19 protein-coding genes are annotated in these 19,603 nt (G+C 69.9%); 7 read left to right on the top strand and 12 right to left on the bottom strand.

The annotated features are described in order from the left end of the window. Window positions 1-93 precede the first annotated feature (93 nt). Together ACQEXA_RS33300 and ACQEXA_RS33295 are read right to left on the bottom strand one after the other, a co-directional pair. Window positions 94-2,319 (bottom strand): MMPL family transporter, encoded by a 2,226-nt coding sequence (locus ACQEXA_RS33300; RefSeq protein ID WP_432928654.1) that lies wholly within the window; start codon window positions 2,317-2,319, stop codon window positions 94-96. 101 nt (window positions 2,320-2,420) lie between these two features. Beyond that, window positions 2,421-3,014, bottom strand: a complete 594-nt coding sequence (locus ACQEXA_RS33295) for a TetR/AcrR family transcriptional regulator (protein ID WP_432939225.1) — start codon at window positions 3,012-3,014, stop codon at window positions 2,421-2,423. A 264-nt stretch (window positions 3,015-3,278) separates the two neighbouring features. Between ACQEXA_RS33295 and ACQEXA_RS33290 the strand changes: the two genes are divergently transcribed. Next, window positions 3,279-6,665, top strand: a complete 3,387-nt coding sequence (locus tag ACQEXA_RS33290) for a S41 family peptidase (protein ID WP_432928656.1) — start codon at window positions 3,279-3,281, stop codon at window positions 6,663-6,665. Between the two features lie 103 nt (window positions 6,666-6,768). On the opposite strand, the gene ACQEXA_RS33285 is transcribed toward ACQEXA_RS33290, so the two are convergent. From ACQEXA_RS33285 to ACQEXA_RS33270, 4 genes are all read right to left on the bottom strand, one after another. Further along, window positions 6,769-6,987 (bottom strand): hypothetical protein, encoded by a 219-nt coding sequence (locus tag ACQEXA_RS33285; protein WP_432928658.1) that lies wholly within the window; start codon window positions 6,985-6,987, stop codon window positions 6,769-6,771. A gap of 83 nt (window positions 6,988-7,070) precedes the next feature. Further along, entirely contained in the window at window positions 7,071-7,955 is an 885-nt protein-coding gene (locus tag ACQEXA_RS33280; protein ID WP_432928660.1) for an SDR family oxidoreductase, read from the bottom strand. Continuing rightward, entirely contained in the window at window positions 7,952-8,878 is a 927-nt protein-coding gene (locus ACQEXA_RS33275) for an alpha/beta fold hydrolase (protein WP_433131890.1), read from the bottom strand. The genes ACQEXA_RS33280 and ACQEXA_RS33275 overlap by 4 nt, the downstream gene beginning before the upstream one ends. Next, window positions 8,875-10,410: a flavin-containing monooxygenase gene (locus ACQEXA_RS33270; RefSeq protein WP_432928664.1), complete on the bottom strand. Its 1,536-nt coding sequence runs from the start codon at window positions 10,408-10,410 to the stop codon at window positions 8,875-8,877. Before ACQEXA_RS33270 ends, ACQEXA_RS33275 begins: the two co-directional genes overlap by 4 nt. Before the next feature lie 162 nt (window positions 10,411-10,572). On the opposite strand from ACQEXA_RS33270, the gene ACQEXA_RS33265 reads away from it, so the two are divergent. Further along, a complete protein-coding gene (locus ACQEXA_RS33265) occupies window positions 10,573-11,193 on the top strand; it encodes a MerR family transcriptional regulator (RefSeq protein WP_432939228.1) in 621 nt (206 codons plus the stop codon). Window positions 11,194-11,222: 29 nt separating this feature from the next. Here ACQEXA_RS33265 and ACQEXA_RS33260 read toward each other — a convergent pair whose 3' ends face one another. Beyond that, window positions 11,223-12,056, bottom strand: coding sequence for an exodeoxyribonuclease III (locus tag ACQEXA_RS33260; RefSeq protein WP_433131888.1), 834 nt, complete (start codon window positions 12,054-12,056; stop codon window positions 11,223-11,225). Window positions 12,057-12,225: 169 nt separating this feature from the next. Here ACQEXA_RS33260 and ACQEXA_RS33255 point away from each other — a divergent pair, with 169 nt between their 5' ends. Next, complete coding sequence (locus ACQEXA_RS33255) at window positions 12,226-12,405, top strand: hypothetical protein (RefSeq protein ID WP_432928668.1); 180 nt, start codon at window positions 12,226-12,228, stop codon at window positions 12,403-12,405. 27 nt (window positions 12,406-12,432) lie between these two features. Here ACQEXA_RS33255 and ACQEXA_RS33250 read toward each other — a convergent pair whose 3' ends face one another. Continuing rightward, on the bottom strand, window positions 12,433-12,699 hold the full coding sequence (locus ACQEXA_RS33250) for a GntR family transcriptional regulator (protein ID WP_432928670.1): 267 nt from the start codon (window positions 12,697-12,699) through the stop codon (window positions 12,433-12,435). Window positions 12,700-12,918: 219 nt separating this feature from the next. Here ACQEXA_RS33250 and ACQEXA_RS33245 point away from each other — a divergent pair, with 219 nt between their 5' ends. From ACQEXA_RS33245 to ACQEXA_RS33235, 3 genes are all read left to right on the top strand, one after another. Continuing rightward, window positions 12,919-13,197, top strand: coding sequence for a hypothetical protein (locus ACQEXA_RS33245; RefSeq protein WP_433131886.1), 279 nt, complete (start codon window positions 12,919-12,921; stop codon window positions 13,195-13,197). A 183-nt stretch (window positions 13,198-13,380) separates the two neighbouring features. Beyond that, window positions 13,381-13,578, top strand: coding sequence for a DUF397 domain-containing protein (locus ACQEXA_RS33240; protein ID WP_433131884.1), 198 nt, complete (start codon window positions 13,381-13,383; stop codon window positions 13,576-13,578). Window positions 13,579-13,755: 177 nt separating this feature from the next. Next, the gene (locus ACQEXA_RS33235) at window positions 13,756-14,232 is read left to right on the top strand and encodes a GNAT family N-acetyltransferase (protein WP_432928676.1); all 477 of its coding nucleotides are present in this window, start codon (window positions 13,756-13,758) and stop codon (window positions 14,230-14,232) included. 205 nt (window positions 14,233-14,437) lie between these two features. Here the strand turns inward: ACQEXA_RS33235 and ACQEXA_RS33230 are convergent, their stop codons facing one another. The 4 genes from ACQEXA_RS33230 to ACQEXA_RS33215 all read right to left on the bottom strand — a co-directional run bounded on the left by ACQEXA_RS33230 (window position 14,438) and on the right by ACQEXA_RS33215 (window position 17,894). Further along, window positions 14,438-14,707 (bottom strand): ester cyclase, encoded by a 270-nt coding sequence (locus tag ACQEXA_RS33230; RefSeq protein WP_432939231.1) that lies wholly within the window; start codon window positions 14,705-14,707, stop codon window positions 14,438-14,440. Between the two features lie 65 nt (window positions 14,708-14,772). Next, window positions 14,773-15,189: a hypothetical protein gene (locus ACQEXA_RS33225; protein WP_432921454.1), complete on the bottom strand. Its 417-nt coding sequence runs from the start codon at window positions 15,187-15,189 to the stop codon at window positions 14,773-14,775. A 229-nt stretch (window positions 15,190-15,418) separates the two neighbouring features. Next, complete coding sequence (locus ACQEXA_RS33220) at window positions 15,419-16,648, bottom strand: IS110 family transposase (RefSeq protein ID WP_432923411.1); 1,230 nt, start codon at window positions 16,646-16,648, stop codon at window positions 15,419-15,421. Between the two features lie 49 nt (window positions 16,649-16,697). Then, window positions 16,698-17,894: a hypothetical protein gene (locus ACQEXA_RS33215; protein ID WP_432921460.1), complete on the bottom strand. Its 1,197-nt coding sequence runs from the start codon at window positions 17,892-17,894 to the stop codon at window positions 16,698-16,700. A 255-nt stretch (window positions 17,895-18,149) separates the two neighbouring features. Between ACQEXA_RS33215 and ACQEXA_RS33210 the strand changes: the two genes are divergently transcribed. Further along, complete coding sequence (locus ACQEXA_RS33210; RefSeq protein WP_433134673.1) at window positions 18,150-19,577, top strand: IS1182 family transposase; 1,428 nt, start codon at window positions 18,150-18,152, stop codon at window positions 19,575-19,577. The last annotated feature ends 26 nt before the right edge of the window (window positions 19,578-19,603 follow it).

Genomic DNA, 19,603 nt, shown 5'->3' with positions numbered 1-19,603 from the left:
GAATGAATTCCGGTCGGCGCGCTCGGGGCGCGCAACGGACTGCCGCGCCACCTCCGGAGGTGGCGCGGCAGTCCGTATCCATCGGCCGGGGCCTCAGACCCGTACCAGTTCCCGGTCCGGGTCCGCGTCCGGGTCCCTGCGTTCGCCGTCCTGGCGTGAGCGCAGCCCCTCGCCCTCCACGTCCACGTTCGGCAGGATGCGGCCAAGCCACTTCGGCAGCCACCAGGCCTTGCGGCCCAGCAGCGCCAGTACCGCCGGGACGAGCGCCATCCGCACCACGAACGCGTCGAAGAAGACGGCGATCGCGAGCCCGAAGCCGATCATCTTGATCATCGACTCACTGGAGCCGATGAAGCCGGAGAAGACGGCGATCATGATGATCGCGGCCGCGGTGACGACCCGCGCCCCGTGCCGGAAGCCTGTCACGATCGCCTGGCCGGGGTTCTCCCCGTGGACGTACGCCTCACGCATACGGGTGACGAGGAAGACCTCGTAGTCCATCGCCAGTCCGAAGACCACGCCCACCATGAAGATCGGCATCATCGACATCACCGGGCCGGTCTCCTCGACGCCCATCAGGCCGGACAGCCAGCCCCACTGGAAGACCGCGACCACCGCGCCGAGCGCCGCCGTCACCGAGAGCAGGAAGCCGAGCGCCGCCTTCAGCGGGACCAGGATCGAGCGGAAGACCACGATCAGCAGGAGGAAGGCGAGGCCGACCACCAGCGCCAGATACGGGATCAGTGCGTCGTTCAGCTTCTGTGAGACGTCGATGTTCATCGCCGTCGTACCTGTGACCAGGACCTGCGCGTCGGTGTCCGCCTTGATGCCGGCGCCCGCGTCCCGGATGCCGTGCACCAGGTCCTCGGTGGTGGCCGAGGACGGCTTGGAACCGGGGATGACCGTGATCATCGCCGTGTCACCGGCCTTGTTGTACGTCGCGGGCGTCACCGTCACGACGTCCTTGAGGCCCTTGATGTCGTCGGTCACCGTGGCGACCGCCGCCTTCGGGCTGTCGCTCTCCCTGGCGTCGACCACCACCATCAGCGGTCCGTTGAAGCCGGGTCCGAAGCCCTCCGACAGCAGGTCGTAGGCCCGGCGCTGCGTCGTGGACGTGGGCTGCGAACCGTCGTCCGGCAGGCCCAGTTCCAGCTTGGTCGCCGGAACGGCCGCGGCGCCGAGTCCGATGACGCCGAGCAGCAGCACGGCGACCGGGCGGCGCACGACGAAGCTCGCCCAGCGTGTGCCCATGTTGGGGCGGCTCTTCCTGGCGGTGGCCCGGCCGCCGCCCAGCATCCGGCTCTTCTCACCCGCCGGCTTGACCTTGCGGCCCGCGAAGCCGAGCAGCGCCGGGATCATCGTCAGCGCGATCAGCACGGCGATGGCGACCGTGCCGGCCGCGGCGACACCCATCTTGGTGAGCATCGGGATGTTCACGACGGCGAGGCCGACGAGGGCGATCACGACGGTCAGGCCCGCGAAGACCACCGCCGAACCGGCCGTGCCGACCGCCCGGCCCGCCGCCTCCTCGCGCTCACGGCCCTCGGCCAGTTCGCCCCGGTAGCGGGAGACGATGAACAGCGCGTAGTCAATGCCGACCGCGAGGCCGATCATCGTCGCCAGCGTCGAGGTGGTCGAGCCGAGGTCCAGCGCGCTCGCGAGCGCCGTGATCGTGGACACTCCGATGCCGACCCCGATCAGGGCCGTGAGCAGGGGCAGTCCGGCCGCCACCAGCGAACCGAAGGTGATGACGAGGACGACCGCGGCGATCGCGATGCCGATGACCTCCGTGGCGCCCGTCTCCGGTACCGCGGACAGCGCGTCACCGCCGATCTCGACGGTCAGCCCGCCGTCCCGCGCGTGCTGCGCGCCCTCCTTCAGGGCGTCCTTGGAGGCGTCCTCCAGCTCCATGCCGGAGACCTTGTACTTCACCTGCGCGTAGGCGATGGTGCCGTCCTTGCTGACGGCGTGCGCGGTGAACGGGTCCGCGACGGAGACGACTTCGGAGCCGTCGCGCAGCTCCTTCACGGTCTTCTCGACGACCGCCTTGTTGCCCTTGGCGGTCACCTTCTCCCCGCCCGGTGCCTTGAAGACGACACGGGCGGTCGCGCCGTCGGCGCTCATGCCGGGGAAGCGCTGTTCCAGCAGGTCGAAGGCCTTCTGGGCCTCGGTGCCCGGGATGGAGAAGGACGAGGAGCCCGCCGCGGGGGCACTGGCGGCACCGACGCCCGCGAGCGTCAGCAGCGCCACCCAGATCAGGGCGACGCAATGCCGTCGCCGGAAGGCGAGTCGGCCGAGTTTGTAGAGGAACGTGGCCACGGGGGCGCACTCCGGTCAGGTCGTGGGGGTGTTCAGGGCAGGGGTGATCAGCCCGACGACGTGAGCGGTGACGTCAGATGGGGGCTAGCCGAGGGGACTGGTCAGGTGGTGGGCGCGCCGAGGGCGGGGAGGACCACGGCGTCGATGTACGACTTGAGGAAGGCCTGGGTCGGCGGCTGGTCGTCGATCAGGGCACGGGTGACGAAGCCGCCGATCAGCATGTGCACCAGGAAGTCCAGCGCCGGGCAGTCCGGACGGATCTCCCCGCGCTCGACGGCGCGGTGCAGCACGCGCTGGAACTCCGCCATCTCGGGTTCGATCAGCTGGTCCCGGAACGCCTGACGCAGGTCGTCGTTGTGGTGCATTGCCATGGCGACGCCCCGCATCAGCGCGGAGTTCTGCTCCATGACGCAGTCGTCCTCGCGTGACACCAGTGCGTGCAGATCGCCCCGGAGCGAGCCGGTGTCGATCGCGTCGATGGGGCCCGGCTTGCCGTGCCGGATGGCCTTGACCACCAGTTCGGCCTTGCCGCCCCACTGGCGGTAGAGCGTCGCCTTGCTGGACCGGGTGCGGGCTGCCACAGCGTCCATCGTCAGGGCGTCGTAGCCGACTTCCCGGAGCAGGTCGAGCACGGCCTCGTACAACTCGGCCTCGCGCTCGGGGGTGATCCGGCTGCGTCGCCCCGGTGCGGGCACGGCCTCCGCCGGAGCGGCTGACGCCGCGCCCCTGGACGCTTCGGTCACGCCACTCACCTTCCTGCTGCGCGTCCGGAGCGGCAGCGCTCCGAACGACACGGTTTCGTACGCCCCCGACGATACCCCTCACCCGAACGAAACGAAACCGTTTCGTACGTGTCCTGCATCACGAGCCCCGCGCTCAACCCGCGATCGGGCCGGTCACTCGGTCGCACGCCCGGCCCACGAGTTGCCGCGACCGGTCCGGGGGAAAAGCATGGGTAGGTGACCGACGCGAGCGACGTGTTCGAGAAGGCGCCCGGCTACCTCCGTTACCCGCATCTGCACGGCGAACGCCTCTGCTTCGCCGCCGAGGACGATCTGTGGGTGGCGCAGGTGGACGGGTCCGGTCGCGCCTGGCGGCTCACCGTCGACCGTACGAAGATCGGCCACCCCCGCTTCTCGCCCGACGGACGCCTGATCGCGTACACGAGCTGGCGCAGCCTCGTTCCGGAGATCCATCTGACACCGGTGGACGGCGGCCCCGGCAGACGGCTCACCTACTGGGGCAGCGCCGACACCCGGGTGTGCGGCTGGACGCCGCCCGACAAGGACGGGAACACCGACATCCTCGCGGTCGCCTCGCACGGCGAGCCCTTCTCGTACTTCACCTGGGCCTACAAGGTCCCCACCGACGGCGGCCCCGGCGGCAAGCTGCCCTGGGGCCCCGTCGCGGACATCGCCGTGGCCGATGTCGAGGGCGAGCACAGGACCCTGCTGCTCACTGGCACCCCGCCCCACGAACCGGCCTCCTGGAAGCGCTACCGCGGCGGCGCCACGGGCAGGTTGTGGCTGCACGGGCAGCGGCTGCTCGCCGATGTCAAAGGCCATCTCGACTCGCCCATGTTCGTCGACGGGCGGATCGCGTTCCTCTCCGACCACGAGGGCATCGGCAACCTCTACTCCTGTGCGTACGACGGCACCGATCTGCGCCGCCACAGCGACCACGACGCCTTCTACGCCCGCCATGCCTCCAGCGACGGCACGCGGGTGGTGTACCAGTGCGCGGGCGACCTGTGGATCGTCGACGACCTCTCCCCCGACTCGATCCCGCGCCGCCTCGACGTGCGCCTCGGCGGCCCGCGCGCGGGGCGCCGCAAGTACCAGGTACCGGCCGCGCAGCATGTGGACGGGATCTCGGTGGACGAGACCGGACGGGCCAGCGCCGTCGTCGTCCGCGGCAGTATGTACTGGCTCACGCACCGGGAGGGCCCCGCCCGGACGATCACCGACACCCCGGGCGTACGCGTCCGGCTGCCGGAGATGCTCGGCGTGGGCGGACAGGTCGCCTATGTCACGGACGCGGAGGGCGAGGACGCGATCGAGATCGCGTATCTGCCCCGGGCCTCGGGCGACCGTGAGCCGCGGCGGCTGGCCTCCGGACGGCTGGGCCGGGTACTGGAGATGGTGGCGGACCTGCAGGGCGAACGACTCGCGATCGCCTCCAACGACGGGCGCCTGCTGCTGGTCACCGTGGCCGAGGAGGCGGCGGCCGCCGCGGGGACGGAGGAACCGGAGGCGGTGGCCGCCGCGGGGACGCAGGAGCCGGAGGCGTCGGCGGAGCCGGAGGAGCCGCGGGAGCCGGAGTCCTCGGACGATGCGGTCACCGAGGTGATCCGCTCGATCAACGGGCCGGTGCGGGATCTGGCGTTCTCCCCGGACGGCGCGTGGCTCACGTGGTCGCATCCGGGGATCGGGCGGTCGCTGCGGCAGATCAAGATGGCCCGGATCAAGGACCGGCTGATCGTCGACGTCACGAACGGCCGCTTCGAGGACGAGAACCCGGTCTTCACCCGGGACGGGCGGTATCTGGCCTTCCTGTCCTGGCGCGGTTTCGACCCGGTGTACGACGTGCACACCGGCGACCTGTCCTTCCCGCTCGGCTCCCGCCCGTATCTGGTCCCCCTCTCCTCGGCCACCCCCTCCCCCTTCGCGGTGAACCCGGAGGGGCGCCCCGCGGCCGGCGGCCTGGATCCGCTGGAGGAGGAGGAAGAGGGCGACGGGGTGGTGACGGTCGAGATCGAGGGACTGGAAAACCGGGTCACGCCGTTCCCGGTCACGGCCTCGAAGTACTCGGAGCTGCGGCCGGTCGCGGGCGGCGGCCTCGTGTGGATGCGCTGGCCGATCTCGGGCGCGCTCGGCGAGACCTTCGTGAACCCGGACGACACCACCGGCCGCCCGTCCCTGGAGCACTTCAGCATCAGCAAGGCGAAGAAATCCGACCTGGTCGCTCATCTGGACTGGTTCGCCGTGAGCGGGGACGGCACGCGGCTGGTGGTCGTCGACGAGGGCGATCTGCGGGCCGTGCCGTCGACCGAGTCCGGCGATTCCGACACGACGGTCTGGATCGACACGCGCCGGATCATGCACGTGGTGGACCCGCCGGCGGAGTGGCGGCAGGCCTATGCGGAGGCGGGGCGGCTCATCCGGGCGTACTTCTGGGAGCCGGACATGTGCGGGATCGACTGGGACGCGATCCTGGAGCAGTACCGCCCGCTGGTCGAACGGGTCGCCTCGCCCGATGACTTCGCGGACCTGCTGCGCGAGGTCCTGGGCGAGCTGGGCACGTCGCACGCGTATGTGGTGCCGGCCCGGCGCAACGAGGGACCGCCGCACTACCAGCGCTACCAGGGGCTGCTGGGTGCCAACTTCACACGCCGCGACGACAGATGGGTGGTCAGGCGGATCCTGCCGGGCGAGTCGTCGGACTCGAAGGCGCGCTCGCCGCTCGCGGGCACGGGGATCCGGGACGGCGCCGTCCTCACCCATGTGGACGGCCGGCCGGTGGACCCGGTCACGGGGCCCTATCCGCTGCTGGCGGGCTCGGGCGGCACGACGGTCGAGCTGACCTTCGCACCGGCGGACGGGGAGGGCGGCCACCGCCGGGTGGCCGTGGTCCCCCTCATCGACGAGCGGCCACTGCGCTACCAGGACTGGGTGGCCAAACGCCGCCAGGTCGTACGGGAGTTGAGCGGCGGCCGCTGCGGATACCTGCACATCCCGGACATGGGGGGCTCGGGCTGGGCCCAGTTCAACCGGGACCTGCGGATGGAGGTCGCCCGGCCCGCGCTCATCGTGGATGTACGGGGCAACGCGGGCGGCAACATCAGCGAGCTGGTCATCGAGAAGCTCACGCGCAAGATCCTCGGCTGGGACCTCACCCGAAACGCCCAGCCGGTGTCGTACGCGTCCAACGCCCCCCGGGGGCCCATCGTGGCGCTGACCGACGAAGCGACCTCCTCCGACGGCGACATGATCACGGCGGCCATCAAACTGCTGGGTCTCGGTCCGGTGGTGGGCTCGTGCACCTGGGGCGGAGTGGTCGGCATGACGGGCCGGCACCGCCTGGGCGACGGCACCGTGATCACCGTCCCGATGAACGCGGCGTGGTTCCCGGAGTACGGCTGGTCCGTGGAGAACCGGGGCGTGGACCCGGACCTGGAGATCCTGCGCACGCCGCTGGACTGGGCCGAGGGCCGCCACCGGCAACTGGACGACGCGGTCAGACTGGCCGTCGACCTCCTCCACACCAACCCGCCCGCGGCTCCGCCGGACTACAGCGGTGTCCCGGACAGGACCCGCCCGAAACTGCCCCCGCGGAAGAGGGGTTGACCCTAGCGCCGCCGGTGCGCCCGGTCTTGCCGTGAGCACACGAAGAGTGGGGTGCCCTCCGAAGAACGGGCACCCCACTCAAGGCCGAAGTCGAGGGCAGCGACTAGGCGTCGTAGTCCTGATTGAAGCGGTCCTCGGCCTCGTCCCGCAGCCGCTGGTCGTCCTGCGACTGCCGGCCACGCTGCGGGGACTGCTGGCCGCGCTGCGGGGACTGCTGGGACTGCTGCCGACCACGCTGCTGGGCCTGCTGCTTGCCCTGCTCCATCTTCTGCTTGGCCTGCTGCTTCGCCTGCCCGGACTTCTCCTGGAACTGGTCCTTCATGCCCATGTGTGTTCACTCCCGTAGTGGGTGAGGGGATTGGGCCTCGACCAGATTTACACGACCGGACAAACAACGCATTTCGATCAGTTACGCAGCGTACTGCGCTGCTGCTCATCGGCCTCTCCGCCGGCCCCCACCAGCCCGGTGCCGACCCCCTTGAGCCGCGGCTCGAACCTCCGCATCTCGCGCTGCCCCACCGTCGCGATGACGCCCGGGAGATAACCGCGCACGGCCTGCATCCCGCGCAACCACCCCTGCCCGTAGACATGACCGGACCGCCGCTCGATCCCCGACACGATCCGGTCCACCGCAGGTCCGAGCGGATACGTCTTGTTGGACGGCCACGGCAGCCGTTGCCGCAACTCCCGCATGGCCTCGTCCTGGTCGGCGCCGCGCACCATGTCCGTGTCGGTCCAGGAGAGATACCCGACGCCGACCCGTACACCCTTGTGGGCGACCTCCGCACGCAGGCTGTGCGCGTACGCCTCCACACCCGACTTGGACGCGCAGTACGCCGTCATCATCGGCGCGGGCGTGATCGCCGCCAGCGAGGCGATCTGGAGCAGATAGCCGCGGCTCTCCGTCAGCACCGGCAGGAACGCCCGGGCCGTCACCGCGGAGCCGATCAGATTGACCTCGATCACCCGCCGCCATGCCTCGGGGTCGGAGTCGGCGAACGGCCCGCCGTTGGCCACCCCCGCGTTGGCGACCACGATGTCGACCTTCCCGAACCGCTCCTTGACCTCCCGGGCGACCCGCGTCATCGCCTCGTGGTCGGTGACGTCGGCGTACCAGTGTGCGCTGTCCCCGTACAGCTGCTCCGAGACCTGCTTGAGCGCGTCCGGCTCCAGGCCGACGAGCGCCACCTTCGCGCCGCGCGCCGACAGTTTGCGGGCCAGCAGTTCGCCGACGCCCCGCGCGGCGCCGGTGACGACCGCGACCTGCCCCTCCAGGCTCACCTTGCTCATGCGCCCTCCTCCAGCCGTGCGTCCACCGCGTACCGGGTCACGAGTTCCCGGATTTTCCCGTTGACCAGCTCCGGCGCCTCCACCGGCGTCATATGGCCGAGCCCCGGCAACTCCGTGCTTCTCACGCAGTACGGCAGCCCGGCGACCAGCTCCCGCGCGTGCACCGGCGGCGTGAGCCGGTCCGCGGTGCCGACCAAGACCTCCGTCGGCACCGTCAACTCCCGTACGCCCGCCTCAAGATCCAGCCCCTCGAGCACACGCGACCAGGCGTGGCGCACCTTGCGCGGGCAGGCGTGCACCACCTGGGCGCATGCCTCCACCATGTCCGGCGTCGAACCGGCGCCCATGGTGGCGTACTTGAGGATGCGCCGGGCCGTCGGTGTGACCGGCCCGAGCGGGGCGGGCGAACCCAGGATGCGCGCCGTGAGCCAGGTGCGGAAGCGCCCGGCGCGCAGCGGCAGCACGAGCGCCTCGGCGACCAGGCGCGCACTGCCCGTGCTGCACAGCAGGACGGCCGCCGTCCGCTCCCTGAAGCGGGGGCGCGCGGCCGCGGCCAGTACCGCCATTCCGCCCATGGAGTGCCCCACGACCACGGCCTTCTCACCGGCTGGGAGCGTCTCGGCGAGCACCGCCTCCAGGTCGTCGGCGAGCGCCTCCGTGCCGTACGTGGGGCCGGCGGGGCTGCGCCCGTGTCCCCGCTGGTCGTAGGCGATCACCCGGTGGTCGGCGGCGAGGTCCCGCACCTGCGCCGCCCAGAAGGCGGTCGAGCAGGTCCAGCCGTGGGCGAGGACCACCGCGGGCGCACCCTCGGGGCCGTGCAGTTCGACGTGCAACCGGGCACCGTCGGCGGACCGCACGGTCAGCTCGCGGGCCGGGACCGGGGGCGAGTACGGCCCGCTCACCACATGCGCTGGACGGCTCATGCGCGTGCCTCCGCCTTCGTCGTGCCGGAACCCTCGTCCGTCCGCGGTGCGCCGGGAGCCCGGACCACCTCGTACTCACCGAGGTCCACGCGTCGCGTCGCGCTCCGGAACTCGGTGGTCGTACCGGGCCAGATGGTGGTGTTGCGGCCGCTCGCGTCCAGATACCAGCTGGTGCATCCGCCGGTGTTCCACACCGTGCGCTTCATGCGTTCCTGCACCGTGTGGTTCCAGGCGTCGACGGCCTCCGTCCGCGCGTCCAGCGCGACCCGGCCGCCGAGGACGTCCAACTGCCGTACATAGTCGGCCATGTAGTTCAGCTGGGACTCGATCATCAGGATCATCGAGGAGTTCCCGAGGCCCGTGTTGGGGCCGATGATCGTCATCCAGTTGGGGAACCCGGCGGCGGTCGCGCCGCGCAGCGACCTCATGCCCTGGCTCCAGGCCGCCGCGAGCGTGCGCCCGTCGGCGCCGACGACCCGCTCCGCGATGGGCATGTCCGTGACGTGGAAGCCCGTTCCGAAGACGATCGCGTCGACCTCCGCCTCGGTGCCGTCCGCCGCGACGAGGGTGGAGCCGCGGACCTCGCTGAGGCCACTGGCGACGACGTCGACGTTCGGCCGGGAGAGCGCCGGATAGTACGAGTTGGAGAGCAGGATCCGCTTGCAGCCGATGCGGTAGTCGGGCGTCAACCTGGCGCGCAGGGCCGGGTCCTTGATGCCCCGGGCGATGTTGCGCCTGGCCAGCCGTTCGATCAGACCCAGTTCGTCGGGGTGCTTGGTGAACGCCTGGACCTGCAGCTCCCGGATGCCCCACAGGAGGCCCCGGCGCAGCCCGGTGGTGAACGGCAGTGCGCGGTGCAGCCGTCGCTCGAGGCCGCTGATGGCCCGGTCGACGCGCGGCATCACCCACGGCGGGGTGCGCTGGAAGAGGGTGAGGCTGCCGACCACCTGCTGGATCTCGGGCACGATCTGGATCGCGGACGCCCCGGTGCCGACCATCGCGACACGCTTGCCGCGCAGGTCGTAGTCGTGGTCCCAGCGGGCGGAGTGGAAGATCTTGCCCGGGAAGCCGTCGAGGCCCGGGATGTCCGGCACCTTGGGGTCGGACAGCGGCCCGGTGGCGGAGACGACGACATCGGCGGTGAGCGAACCACCGCTGGTCTCGATCGTCCAGTGCAGCCGCTCCGTGTCCCAGGTCATCAGCTTCACCTCGGAGTCGAAGCGGATGTGCGGGCGCAGCCCGTAGAGGTCCGCCACATGCTCCAGGTACGCGCGGATGTGCTCCTGCCCGGAAAAGGTGCGCGGCCAGTCGGGGTTGGGCGCGAAGGAGAAGGAGTACAGGTGGGACGGCACGTCACAGGCGCACCCCGGGTAGCTGTTGTCGCGCCAGGTGCCGCCGACGGAGCCGGCCCGCTCCAGGACGACGAAGTCGGTGATGCCCTCCCGCCGCAGCCGCACGGCGGCCCCGAGCCCGCCGAACCCCGATCCCACCACCGCCACCCGTACATGAGGCACCTGCTCGTGCTCGGCCATTACGCCCCTCCATGCTCTGTGCGACTCTGCCAGTGAGCGCTGGCGCAATGGGAGGGTAGGACAGCCGTGTACCGATGGGTAGGGGGTGGGACGAGGAAAGTTACCGGGGGTACGACGTAGGGTGCGGGAGTGGTTGAGGACGGGGAGCGGCGCGAGTACCGCATGGAGGAGTTGGCCGAGCGGGCCGGCATCACGGTGCGCACCCTGCGTTTCTACCGCGAGCGCAAACTGATCCAACCCCCGCGCCGCGAGGGCCGGATCGCCTGGTACGACGACACGCACCTGGCCCGGCTGCGCACGATCTCGGCGCTGCTGGAACGCGGCCACACCCTGAGCGGCATCGCGGAACTCGCCGAGGCCTTCGACCACGGCAGAGACGTGGGCGACCTGCTCGGCCTCGGCGCGCCCACCGAGGAGACCCCGGTCCGTCTGACGCCCGAGGCCCTGGCCGATGTGTTCGGCACCGAGGCGACCCCCGAGAACCTGGCCGCGGCCCTCGACCTCGGCTACCTGGGCACGGACGGCGGCGAGATAGTCCACATCAGCCGGCGCCTGCTCGATGTGTCGGCGGCCCTGGTCCGCGAGGGCATCCCGCTCGCGGACGTCCTGGGCGCCGCGCGCCGGGTCCGCGACCACGCCGAGGCCCTGGCGGACCTCTTCGCCGACCTGCTGACCGCGCACGACCGTCCCACGGAGGACGCCGAGCGCCTGCGGCCCCTGGCCAAGAGCGTCATGGAGGCGGAACTCTCCCTGGCCCTGGACCGCCGCCTGCGCAAGCGCTAGAGCCGATCCGGAACGCCCCGCCCGGTCCGCTACCTCTCGAAGGTCACCGTCACGGGAGCGTGATCCGACCACCGCTCACCATGGCTGGCCGCCCGTTCCACGACGGCCTTGACGGCCCGTCCCGCGAGCCCGGGGGTCGCCACGGCCAGGTCGATCCGCCACCCCGTGTCGTTGTCGAAGGCCCGTCCCCGGTAGGACCACCAGGTGTACGGCCCCTCGGTGTCCGGATGCAGAGCCCGCACCACATCGACGAACCCGCCGTCCGCGGGATCGAGGACCCGGCTCAGCCACGCCCGTTCCTCGGGCAGGAAACCGGAGTTCTTCTGGTTGCCGCGCCAGTTCTTCAAGTCGGCCTCGGCGTGGGCGATGTTCCAGTCGCCGCATACGACGACCTCGCGGCCGTCGGCGGCGGCCCGCTCCCGGAGGTCCTTCAGATAGCCGAGGAACTCCGCCATGAAACGAACCTTTTCGTTCTGCCGCTCGGTCCCCACTTCCCCCGAGGGCAGATACAGGCTGGCGACGGTGACGCCGGGCAGATCCGCCTCGACATACCGCCCGCTGCCGTCGAACTCGGCGGACCCGAACCCGATCCGCACACGGTCGGGCTCACGCCGCGTGTAAAGCGCCACCCCGGCGCGCCCCTTGGCCTCGGCGGGCGCGTGCACGACATGCCACCCCTCCGGCGCCCGTACGCCCTCCGGAAGCTGCCCGGCCTCGGCCCGCACCTCCTGAAGGCACAGCACATCGGCCGAGGTACCGGCAAGCCATTCCACGAAGCCCTTCTTCGCGGCGGCGCGCAGCCCGTTCACATTCACGGAGGTCACTGTGTGCAAAACACTCTCCTGTTGGTGAGGCACGAACATTACGGGGGTTACTGCTCGCCCTGGTCGACGCCCTCGACGTCCCACGGGTCAGGCTCCCACACGGGGTGCACCTCGACGGCCACGCCCGTATCGGTCATACGGACTGCCACCCGGCCTCGCCGAGCTGCGAGGCGACCTCGGCACCGGCGTCGCCGAGATCAAAGGTTCGTTGGCGCTACTGGTGCAGCGCGCCGGACAGACCGACCAGGCCATCGCCGACCAGCGCGACGACCTCGACCAGGTCGAGGCCCGCCTCACGACCGTCGAGCGCCGCATGTGGGCCGCCTCGGGTGGCGCCGCCGCACTGGGGACAATCGCCGGCTACGCCGTGCAGTTCCTCGGCAAGTGACCACCAACCCTCGCCCCCCGCACGGCCTTACGAGGGCCGCGCGGGGGGCGTTTCGTCGTCTCCGATGCGGGGCGACACGAACGAACCGAGACCCTGCTCCGTGTAGGTGAATCCCTGCTCGCGCAGTGCCCGTAGCGCTTTCTGTGCGGTCACCGAGGCGACCCCGAATTCGGCCGTTAGCTGGACGAGCGAGGGCACGCGGGTACGCGGCGGATAGGTCCCGTCCTCTATGCGGGCGCGCAGCACGTCGGCGATCTGCCGCCACCGCGGCGCGTCCGGCTCCCACTCGATCATGCGCCCACGGTGGCACTGGATAGCGCGTCACGCGATGTACTGGACTGAGTCCAGTCCTATAGCGCGCTACCCCGCACCACGGCTACGCTACGAACAAGTGGACCCCCGCGACCGCGCGAACGGTCCGGGGGCGTGGCCACCTGACGAGAGCAGGCGAGCATGGCAGAGACTACAGAAACCGCCCCTGTCTGGGGCAGAGCTGCACTCCCGCTTCCGGCCGTGGGTGATCTGACCGAGTCCCAGCAGCGCGGCGCCGCGTGCGTGTGGTGCGCGCAGACGCTCACCGCCGAGACTGCCGTCGACCTCGGCGAGCGACGCATAAAGGTTCTGGACAACTACGTGACGGCATTCCCGCGCGGCTGCCGCCCCTGTACCGCGACCGCCGCATATCGCGCGCTCATGGACCATGCGCCCGACTGTGAGCAGTGCGTCGATGACGCCGGGAGCTGCGAAACCGGCATGGCGCTACGCCGCCTTATGCGCGAGGGCCGCCGATGATCTGCGCCCGCTGTGACAAGTCGATCAAGCCCGGCGAGGAGTACACGACGGAGGTCATCGCCGGGGCGAGCGCCGGCGGGTCGGACGTCCCTATGCACAAGCGACTCTGCGCGCGCCCTGTGGCGCGCCCTCGAACCTACCCGAAGCAAGATCAACAGCACTACTGAGAGAGGCACACCAGCAATGCGAGACACCAACACCCTTCCCTGGCGTACGTCGAGCTACAGCGGCGGCAACGGCGCGTGCATCGATGTCGCCAAGACCACCGGCGGCGCGCACTTCCGAGACACCAAGGACCGCCCCCGCGGCGCCGCGTTCGTCGCGCCCGCAGCGTGGGGCGCGTTCCTCGACAGCGTGAAGGCGGGCGCGTTCGGCGCCTGATCCGTCACCGCAGAAACCCCCGACCGGCGTTGTCCGGTCGGGGGTTTCCCGTTTCCGCAGCTCACGCTGTGAGTGTTTTACACACGTTGATCGAGGTCACAGTGAGCACCCGGGAACCATACCGGCACACTGGTAGGGCCCCTGTTCCGAGATATGCATAGATGTACGATCATCGGTATGGATATTCGTCGCGTTTCGTTCGACCACCCCGACGCCGTCAAGCTCAATGACCAGGTCCAGGCCGAGTACCACCTTCGCTACGGCGACGGTGGCGATGCCACGTACCTGGATCCGGCGATGTTCGAGCCGCCCACCGGGCTCTATCTGATCGCGTACGACGAACAGGACCGTCCCGTCGCCACGGGCGGCTGGCGCGCCCAGGAGGAGAGCGATGAGGGGTATCTGGCCGGGGACGCCGAGCTCAAGCGGATGTTCGTCACGGAGGAGCTGCGCGGCAGAGGCCTGGCACGCCGCATACTGGCCGCACTGGAGGAGGACGCCCGCGCGGCCGGCCGCACCCGCATGGTCCTGGAGACGGGCAGCAAACAGCCGGAGGCCGTGGCCCTCTACGCCTCGAGCGGCTACGAACCGTGCGCCAGGTTCGGCTACTACCGCTTCCACGAACTCAGCCTGTGCTTCGCGAAGCCGCTGTAGGGCACGGCCACGAAACGCCTCGACTCTGCGCATCGCTCCCCGCTGTGAACCATGCGGCGGGCGTGCCACGTTCGGAAGGTATAAGGGATCTCCTCAACTGCCCTGTCTCGCGGGCCGATCCCGACTCGTCGAGACGCGAGCAATGCGCGGCGAGGCTGGTCGCAGTTCGCGCCGAGTGGCTGCGAACAGCCCGGCCACCGCCGCCTCAGTCGACCTGCGGCCACTCCCAGCCGAGCTGGAGGAAGAAGCCGAGACGGTCGCTCACGGCACGGATCTCGGAGATCCTGCCCTCGGTCAGGGTGAGGACCCAGATCGCCTCGTTCTCGAAGCTTCGGCCGGTCGGCTCGGGCATGCGCGGGTGGGTACCGGTGTGGACGCCGCGCTGCGTGACCCGGGCGACCACCCGGTCGCCCTCTCCGATCAGTTCCTCCACGCGGACGGTGAGCGGGTCGAACGCGTCCAGTTGCTGACGCAGTCCCTCGAACGCGGCTCCCGGCTAGGTCTCCTTGGTGGTCAGAACACGTGCACTTTGCTTGAGTTTCATCCGGCTTTGAGTCGGGCGGTGCGGGTGTAGTGCGCGACGGACTTGTCGATCACGGCGAGGGCGTCGCGCAGCGGTGGGGGTGCGGGTGGGGTGTTGGCTGCCAGCAGGGGTCGTAACAGCCGGTCGTGGACCTTGGTGTAGAAGATCGCGACTCGTTGGCCGTCGTCGGTCAGCACGTAGGTGTTGGTGTGCTCCAGGCGGCGGATCAGTCCGTTGCGGCGTAGCCGGGCAAGGTCGTAGCCCATCTGATTGGTCGAGTATGGGGTGCCCAGCAGGGCGCTCACCTGGGCGCGAAGGCTCCGGTTGGTGAACCCGACGACGGTGGTTAGCAGGATGGACAGGGCGCCGGCCAGGGCCATGACCCGGGGGTCGCCGAACCGCAGGGCCGGGGCCCTCCTGCCGTCGGTGGTCACCGAGGGCAGCGCGACCCGCTCAAAGGCTGGGCTCGCAAGGACGCAGCCCTGGCCGACGCGTTCAGCGTGCAGCAGTCGGGCGTTGACGGCACGGGCTTTGGTCTGAAGTTCCTCGAGGTGGTCCAGGCGGCGCAGGACTGCGAGGTCCTTCGGGGAGTTGACGACGGTCTCGATGCGCAGTGCCCGGCCTTCTGAAGAGAAAACGGCGTTCAGCAGGTCCTCGACCCGGTCATGGTGTGGCTGGGGCGGGTTCGGCCTGGACGTGGTAGCCGAGGGCTTCGAGTTGGCCGATGAGGCGGCGGGCCTGTCGGGCGGGGTCGTTGCGGCGCAGGAAGTAGTCGCCGCCGAGGTCGTGGTAGGCCTGGTCGCGGGTGAGCATGTGGAAGATCGAGACGAGGATGCTGTGTTCGATCGCCACCAGGGCCTTGGCGTGTCCGAGCCGTGGCCGTAAGCGGGAGTACTGGGCGGCGAGGTAGGTGTTCTTGGTGCGGATGGCGCCCATCGCGGCGTCATGCAGGTAGATCGCGAGCCACTTGGGGCCCTTGCGGGATCTTCCCGAGCGCTTGCGTCCGGCGGACTCGTGGTTGCCAGGGCAGACCGCGGCCCAGGATGCGAAGCGCGACGCGGTACCGAAGACGCTCATGTCCGCACCGAACTCCGCCAGCAGGCCCTGGGCCGTCCGCAGGTCGATGCCCGGGACGGTGTCCAGGAGCTCAACCTGTCGGGCGAAAGGGGCCACCGCCTCTTCGATCTCGGCGCTGAGACGGCCGATGAGTTCGTCGAGGAAGTCCAGCTTGGACAGGACGGCCGCGACGAGCAGCGCGTGGTGTCCGGAGAACCGCGAGGTGAGTGCTTCCCGCAGGGCGGGGAGCTTGGCCCGCAGCCGGCCGATCGCCAGGTCCGCCAGGACCTCGGGGTCGGTGGTGCCGTCGACCAGGGCCTGGAGCATCGCCCGACCGGACTTGCCCAGCACGTCGGAGGCCACACTCGACAGCTTCACGCCGGCGTCCTGCAGGATCTTGTCCAGGCGCTGGGTCTCCCGGGTGCGTTCCTCGATCTGCGCCTTGCGGTAGCGGGTGAGGTTCCTCAGCTCACGGACCGGCTTCGGCGGCACGAACGAGGGACGGACCAGCCCGAACTCGATCAGCTGGCAGATCCACGAGGCATCGGCGACGTCGGTCTTGCGGCCCGGGATGTTGCGCATGTGCCGGGCGTTGAGCAGCCAGACCTCCATGTCGTCCTCGAGCATGTAGTACACGCACTTCCAGTACACCCCGGTCGATTCGATCCCGACGCGGGTGACACCGTGACCGACCAGCCAGTCCCGCAGTACCAGCAGGCCGGGGGTGGTCGTGGCGAAGCTTCCCTGTTCGACGGCCCCTCCGGGGAGGTGCACCTCGGCGACGACCACGTCCTTGTGCACGTCCAAGCCCGCGGGCCGCTTTACGATCCGTTCCACCAAGCCTCCCCTCGCAGTGACCACCAAGACCGTCCGGGAGGGGCTCACATCACGGAGTCTGAAGATCGCGCTCGAAGCGGCAGTTCACGGCGCCCGAGACCCTCACGTCTCGCTTTGAGGCAGGCTCACCCGCGCTAAGGAGAACCGACGTCGGCCGGACAGCACACCCAGTTTTCCCAAGATCATGCCGTCCCGGAAGGGCCCCAGACGCTTTGAGGTACTGCTTGATCCTGGAGTGCTTGTAGAACAGGTTGACCGTGACGTCGACGCCACGGGTGACCACCTTGGTGGCGAACCCGGTCTGGGTGTCCGAGCGGATGCGTCGGTCGAAGATGTAGGAGATCTCGTCCGGGCGGCCCAGTCCGAGGTTGTCGCTGACCAGGGCGTCGAAGAACGTTCGAGCGTTGCGGGGTGCGTCGAAGACCAGGGTGCGCGAGACCTCGATCTGCCGCATGGACAGCTCCCACCAGTAGCCGCCGTCGCGTTCGCGTGGACCGAAGGGCAGGGGCAGTTGGGCCATCCAGCGTTCGAAGAACACGGCGATGGCGCCGGAGTCCAGCCGGTCGCAGATCGCCTGTAGTCCGGGCGTATCGCCGCAGGAGGCGAACCCGTTGGACAGGGCCGTGAACGCGATCCCGGCTTGGGCGGCCTGCTGTTTGGCCCACTCGTGGCCGTTGACCCACACCTTGATCGGGTAAGGGAAGTAGGAGCAGATCTTGATGAACGCCGGGCCGAAGTCGGAGTCCCACAGGTAGAAGTAGAAGCAGGTCACCCGCCGGTCAGCCTTGTCGAAACCGAAGCACACGGCTCCGGGTGTGGTAGCCCGGTCGTAGCCGGTGAACACCCGTTGGAACTCTTGGGCCACGCCGATCGCGACCACCTGTGGGCGACCGGACGCCTGCGCGGCGGCCAGGTACGGCTTCATCACGTCGGCCTTGCGGGCGTCCTTCGCGAAGCGGACCACCGGGATGTGCTCGTCGCGGGCAAAGCGGGCCACTGCCGCGCGGAAGCGGTCGCCGATCTGCCCCAGCAGTGCCGGCGAGGGGACCGGGTGACCCAAGTGCCCGGTGAGGAACGTCACCACCTGGCCGCCGACTTGAAGGTTCGGCACATAGCCGTTGAGGTAGATCCGGTCCAGGCACTCCAGATCGAGCGCGACGTGTCCGTCGAGTACGTCGTGGACGGTGACTGCTCCGGCTGCGTTGCCCGCTGCGATCGCCCTGCGCGCCTGTGCACCAGCCGTCACCCTGACCACCGCCCAACCGAGCACACGAACCAGCTGCTCGCAGCGTCCACCCACCCACCGCGGCTGTCATTCGAACGCCCGGACACCCACCTCGGCGGTCCGAGGCTGGCCTCACTGGGAGCGTGTCTCAATAGCGGGCAACCCGCCTGCGGTTCGTGGTTATTCATGCGGGATGATCATGGTATGCATGGTGGCGATGGGCTGTTCGAGGTCGAGCCAGTCGAGCCGAAGAGGACGCTGGGTCGTCCGGCGGCGGTGGACAAGACGTTCCGGGCGTTCGATCCGCACCAGGTCCTGCTGCTGCCGCCGTCGCTGGACGACTGGCTGCCCGAGGACCACCTCGCCCGGTTCGTCGCCGACCTGGTCGACGAGGTCCTCGACCTCGGGCCGGTCCTGGCGGATTACACCGAAAAGCGCGGCTACCCGCCCTACGATCCGCGGCTGATGGTGCGGCTGCTGATCTACGGCTACACCACCGGTATCCGCTCCTCGCGGGCCATCGAGCGCCGGTGCGCCGACGATGTCGCGTTCCGCTTCCTGGCCGCCGGCCAGGCCCCGGACTTCCGCTCGATCGCTCGGTTCCGCCGCCGGCACCTGGACGCCCTGGCCAACCTGTTCACCCAGTCGCTGCACCTCGCCCAGAAGATCGGCATGGTCACGATGGGCCGCGTCGCCCTGGACGGCACCAAGCTCGAAGCGAACGCCTCCAAGCACAAGGCGATGAGCTACGGCCGACTGATCGACAAGGAAGAGCGGACAGAGGCCGAGATCGCCCAGCTGGAAGCGAAGGCTCAGGCCCTGTTGGCCGACGCGGAGGCCGCCGACGAAGCCGAGGACCAGACCTTCGGCGTGGACGGCAAGGAGGTGGACCTGCCTGCCGAGCTGGACCGGCGTGAGAAGCGCCTGGCCAGCCTGCAGGCCGCCCGCGCGCAGATCGAGGCCGAGGCCGCCGACAAGGCCCGCGCGCACGCCGAGGACAAGGAACGCCACCGTCAGGACCGCACCGGTACCAGCGACGAGCAGGCCGTGACCGACGCGGGTGACACGGCTGCCGCGAAGGCCCGCCCGAAGCCGAAGGCCCAGGCCAACTTCACCGACCCCGACTCACGGATCATGAAGAACAGCGACGGCGCCTACATCCAGGCCTACAACGCCCAGGCCGTCGTGGATGAAAAGCACCAGGTCATCACCGCCGCTGACGTGACGACTAACCCCTCGGACGCGCTGAACTACACCAGCATGCTCGACCAGTCCGCCCAGAACACCGGCGTCCACCCACGGCAGGCACTGGTCGACGCCGGATACTGCTCGGAAGCAAACCTCGAAGCCGCGAAAGACCGCCAACTGGACTGCGACACCGACACCTTCATGGCCACCGACCGACTCAGCCACGACGAACAGGTCCCGCCCGCGCCCCGCGGACGCATCCCCGCCGGCGCCACCCTGAAGGAGCGGATGGCCCGCAAGCTGCGGACCAAGCCCGGACAGGCCGCCTACGCCCGCCGCAAGGCCATCGGCGAACCCGTCTTCGGCCAGATCATGACCTGCCAGAACGGCCGCCAACTCCTCCTGCGCGGCGAGGACGGCGCCCGCGCCGAGTGGCGACTGCTGGCCGCCTGCCACAACCTCCGCAAGATCTTCCGATACGCCGGGGCCACCGGACTCGCCGCCCTGGCCGCCTGAGCCAGGCCTCCCCGGCCACCTCACAG

This window comes from Streptomyces sp. CA-106110 (assembly GCF_050936285.1).
In the GTDB taxonomy this organism is placed as follows: domain Bacteria; phylum Actinomycetota; class Actinomycetes; order Streptomycetales; family Streptomycetaceae; genus Streptomyces.
The sequence above is the reverse complement of the archived record's forward strand: the minus strand, read 5'-3'. Positions and strand labels throughout refer to the sequence as shown.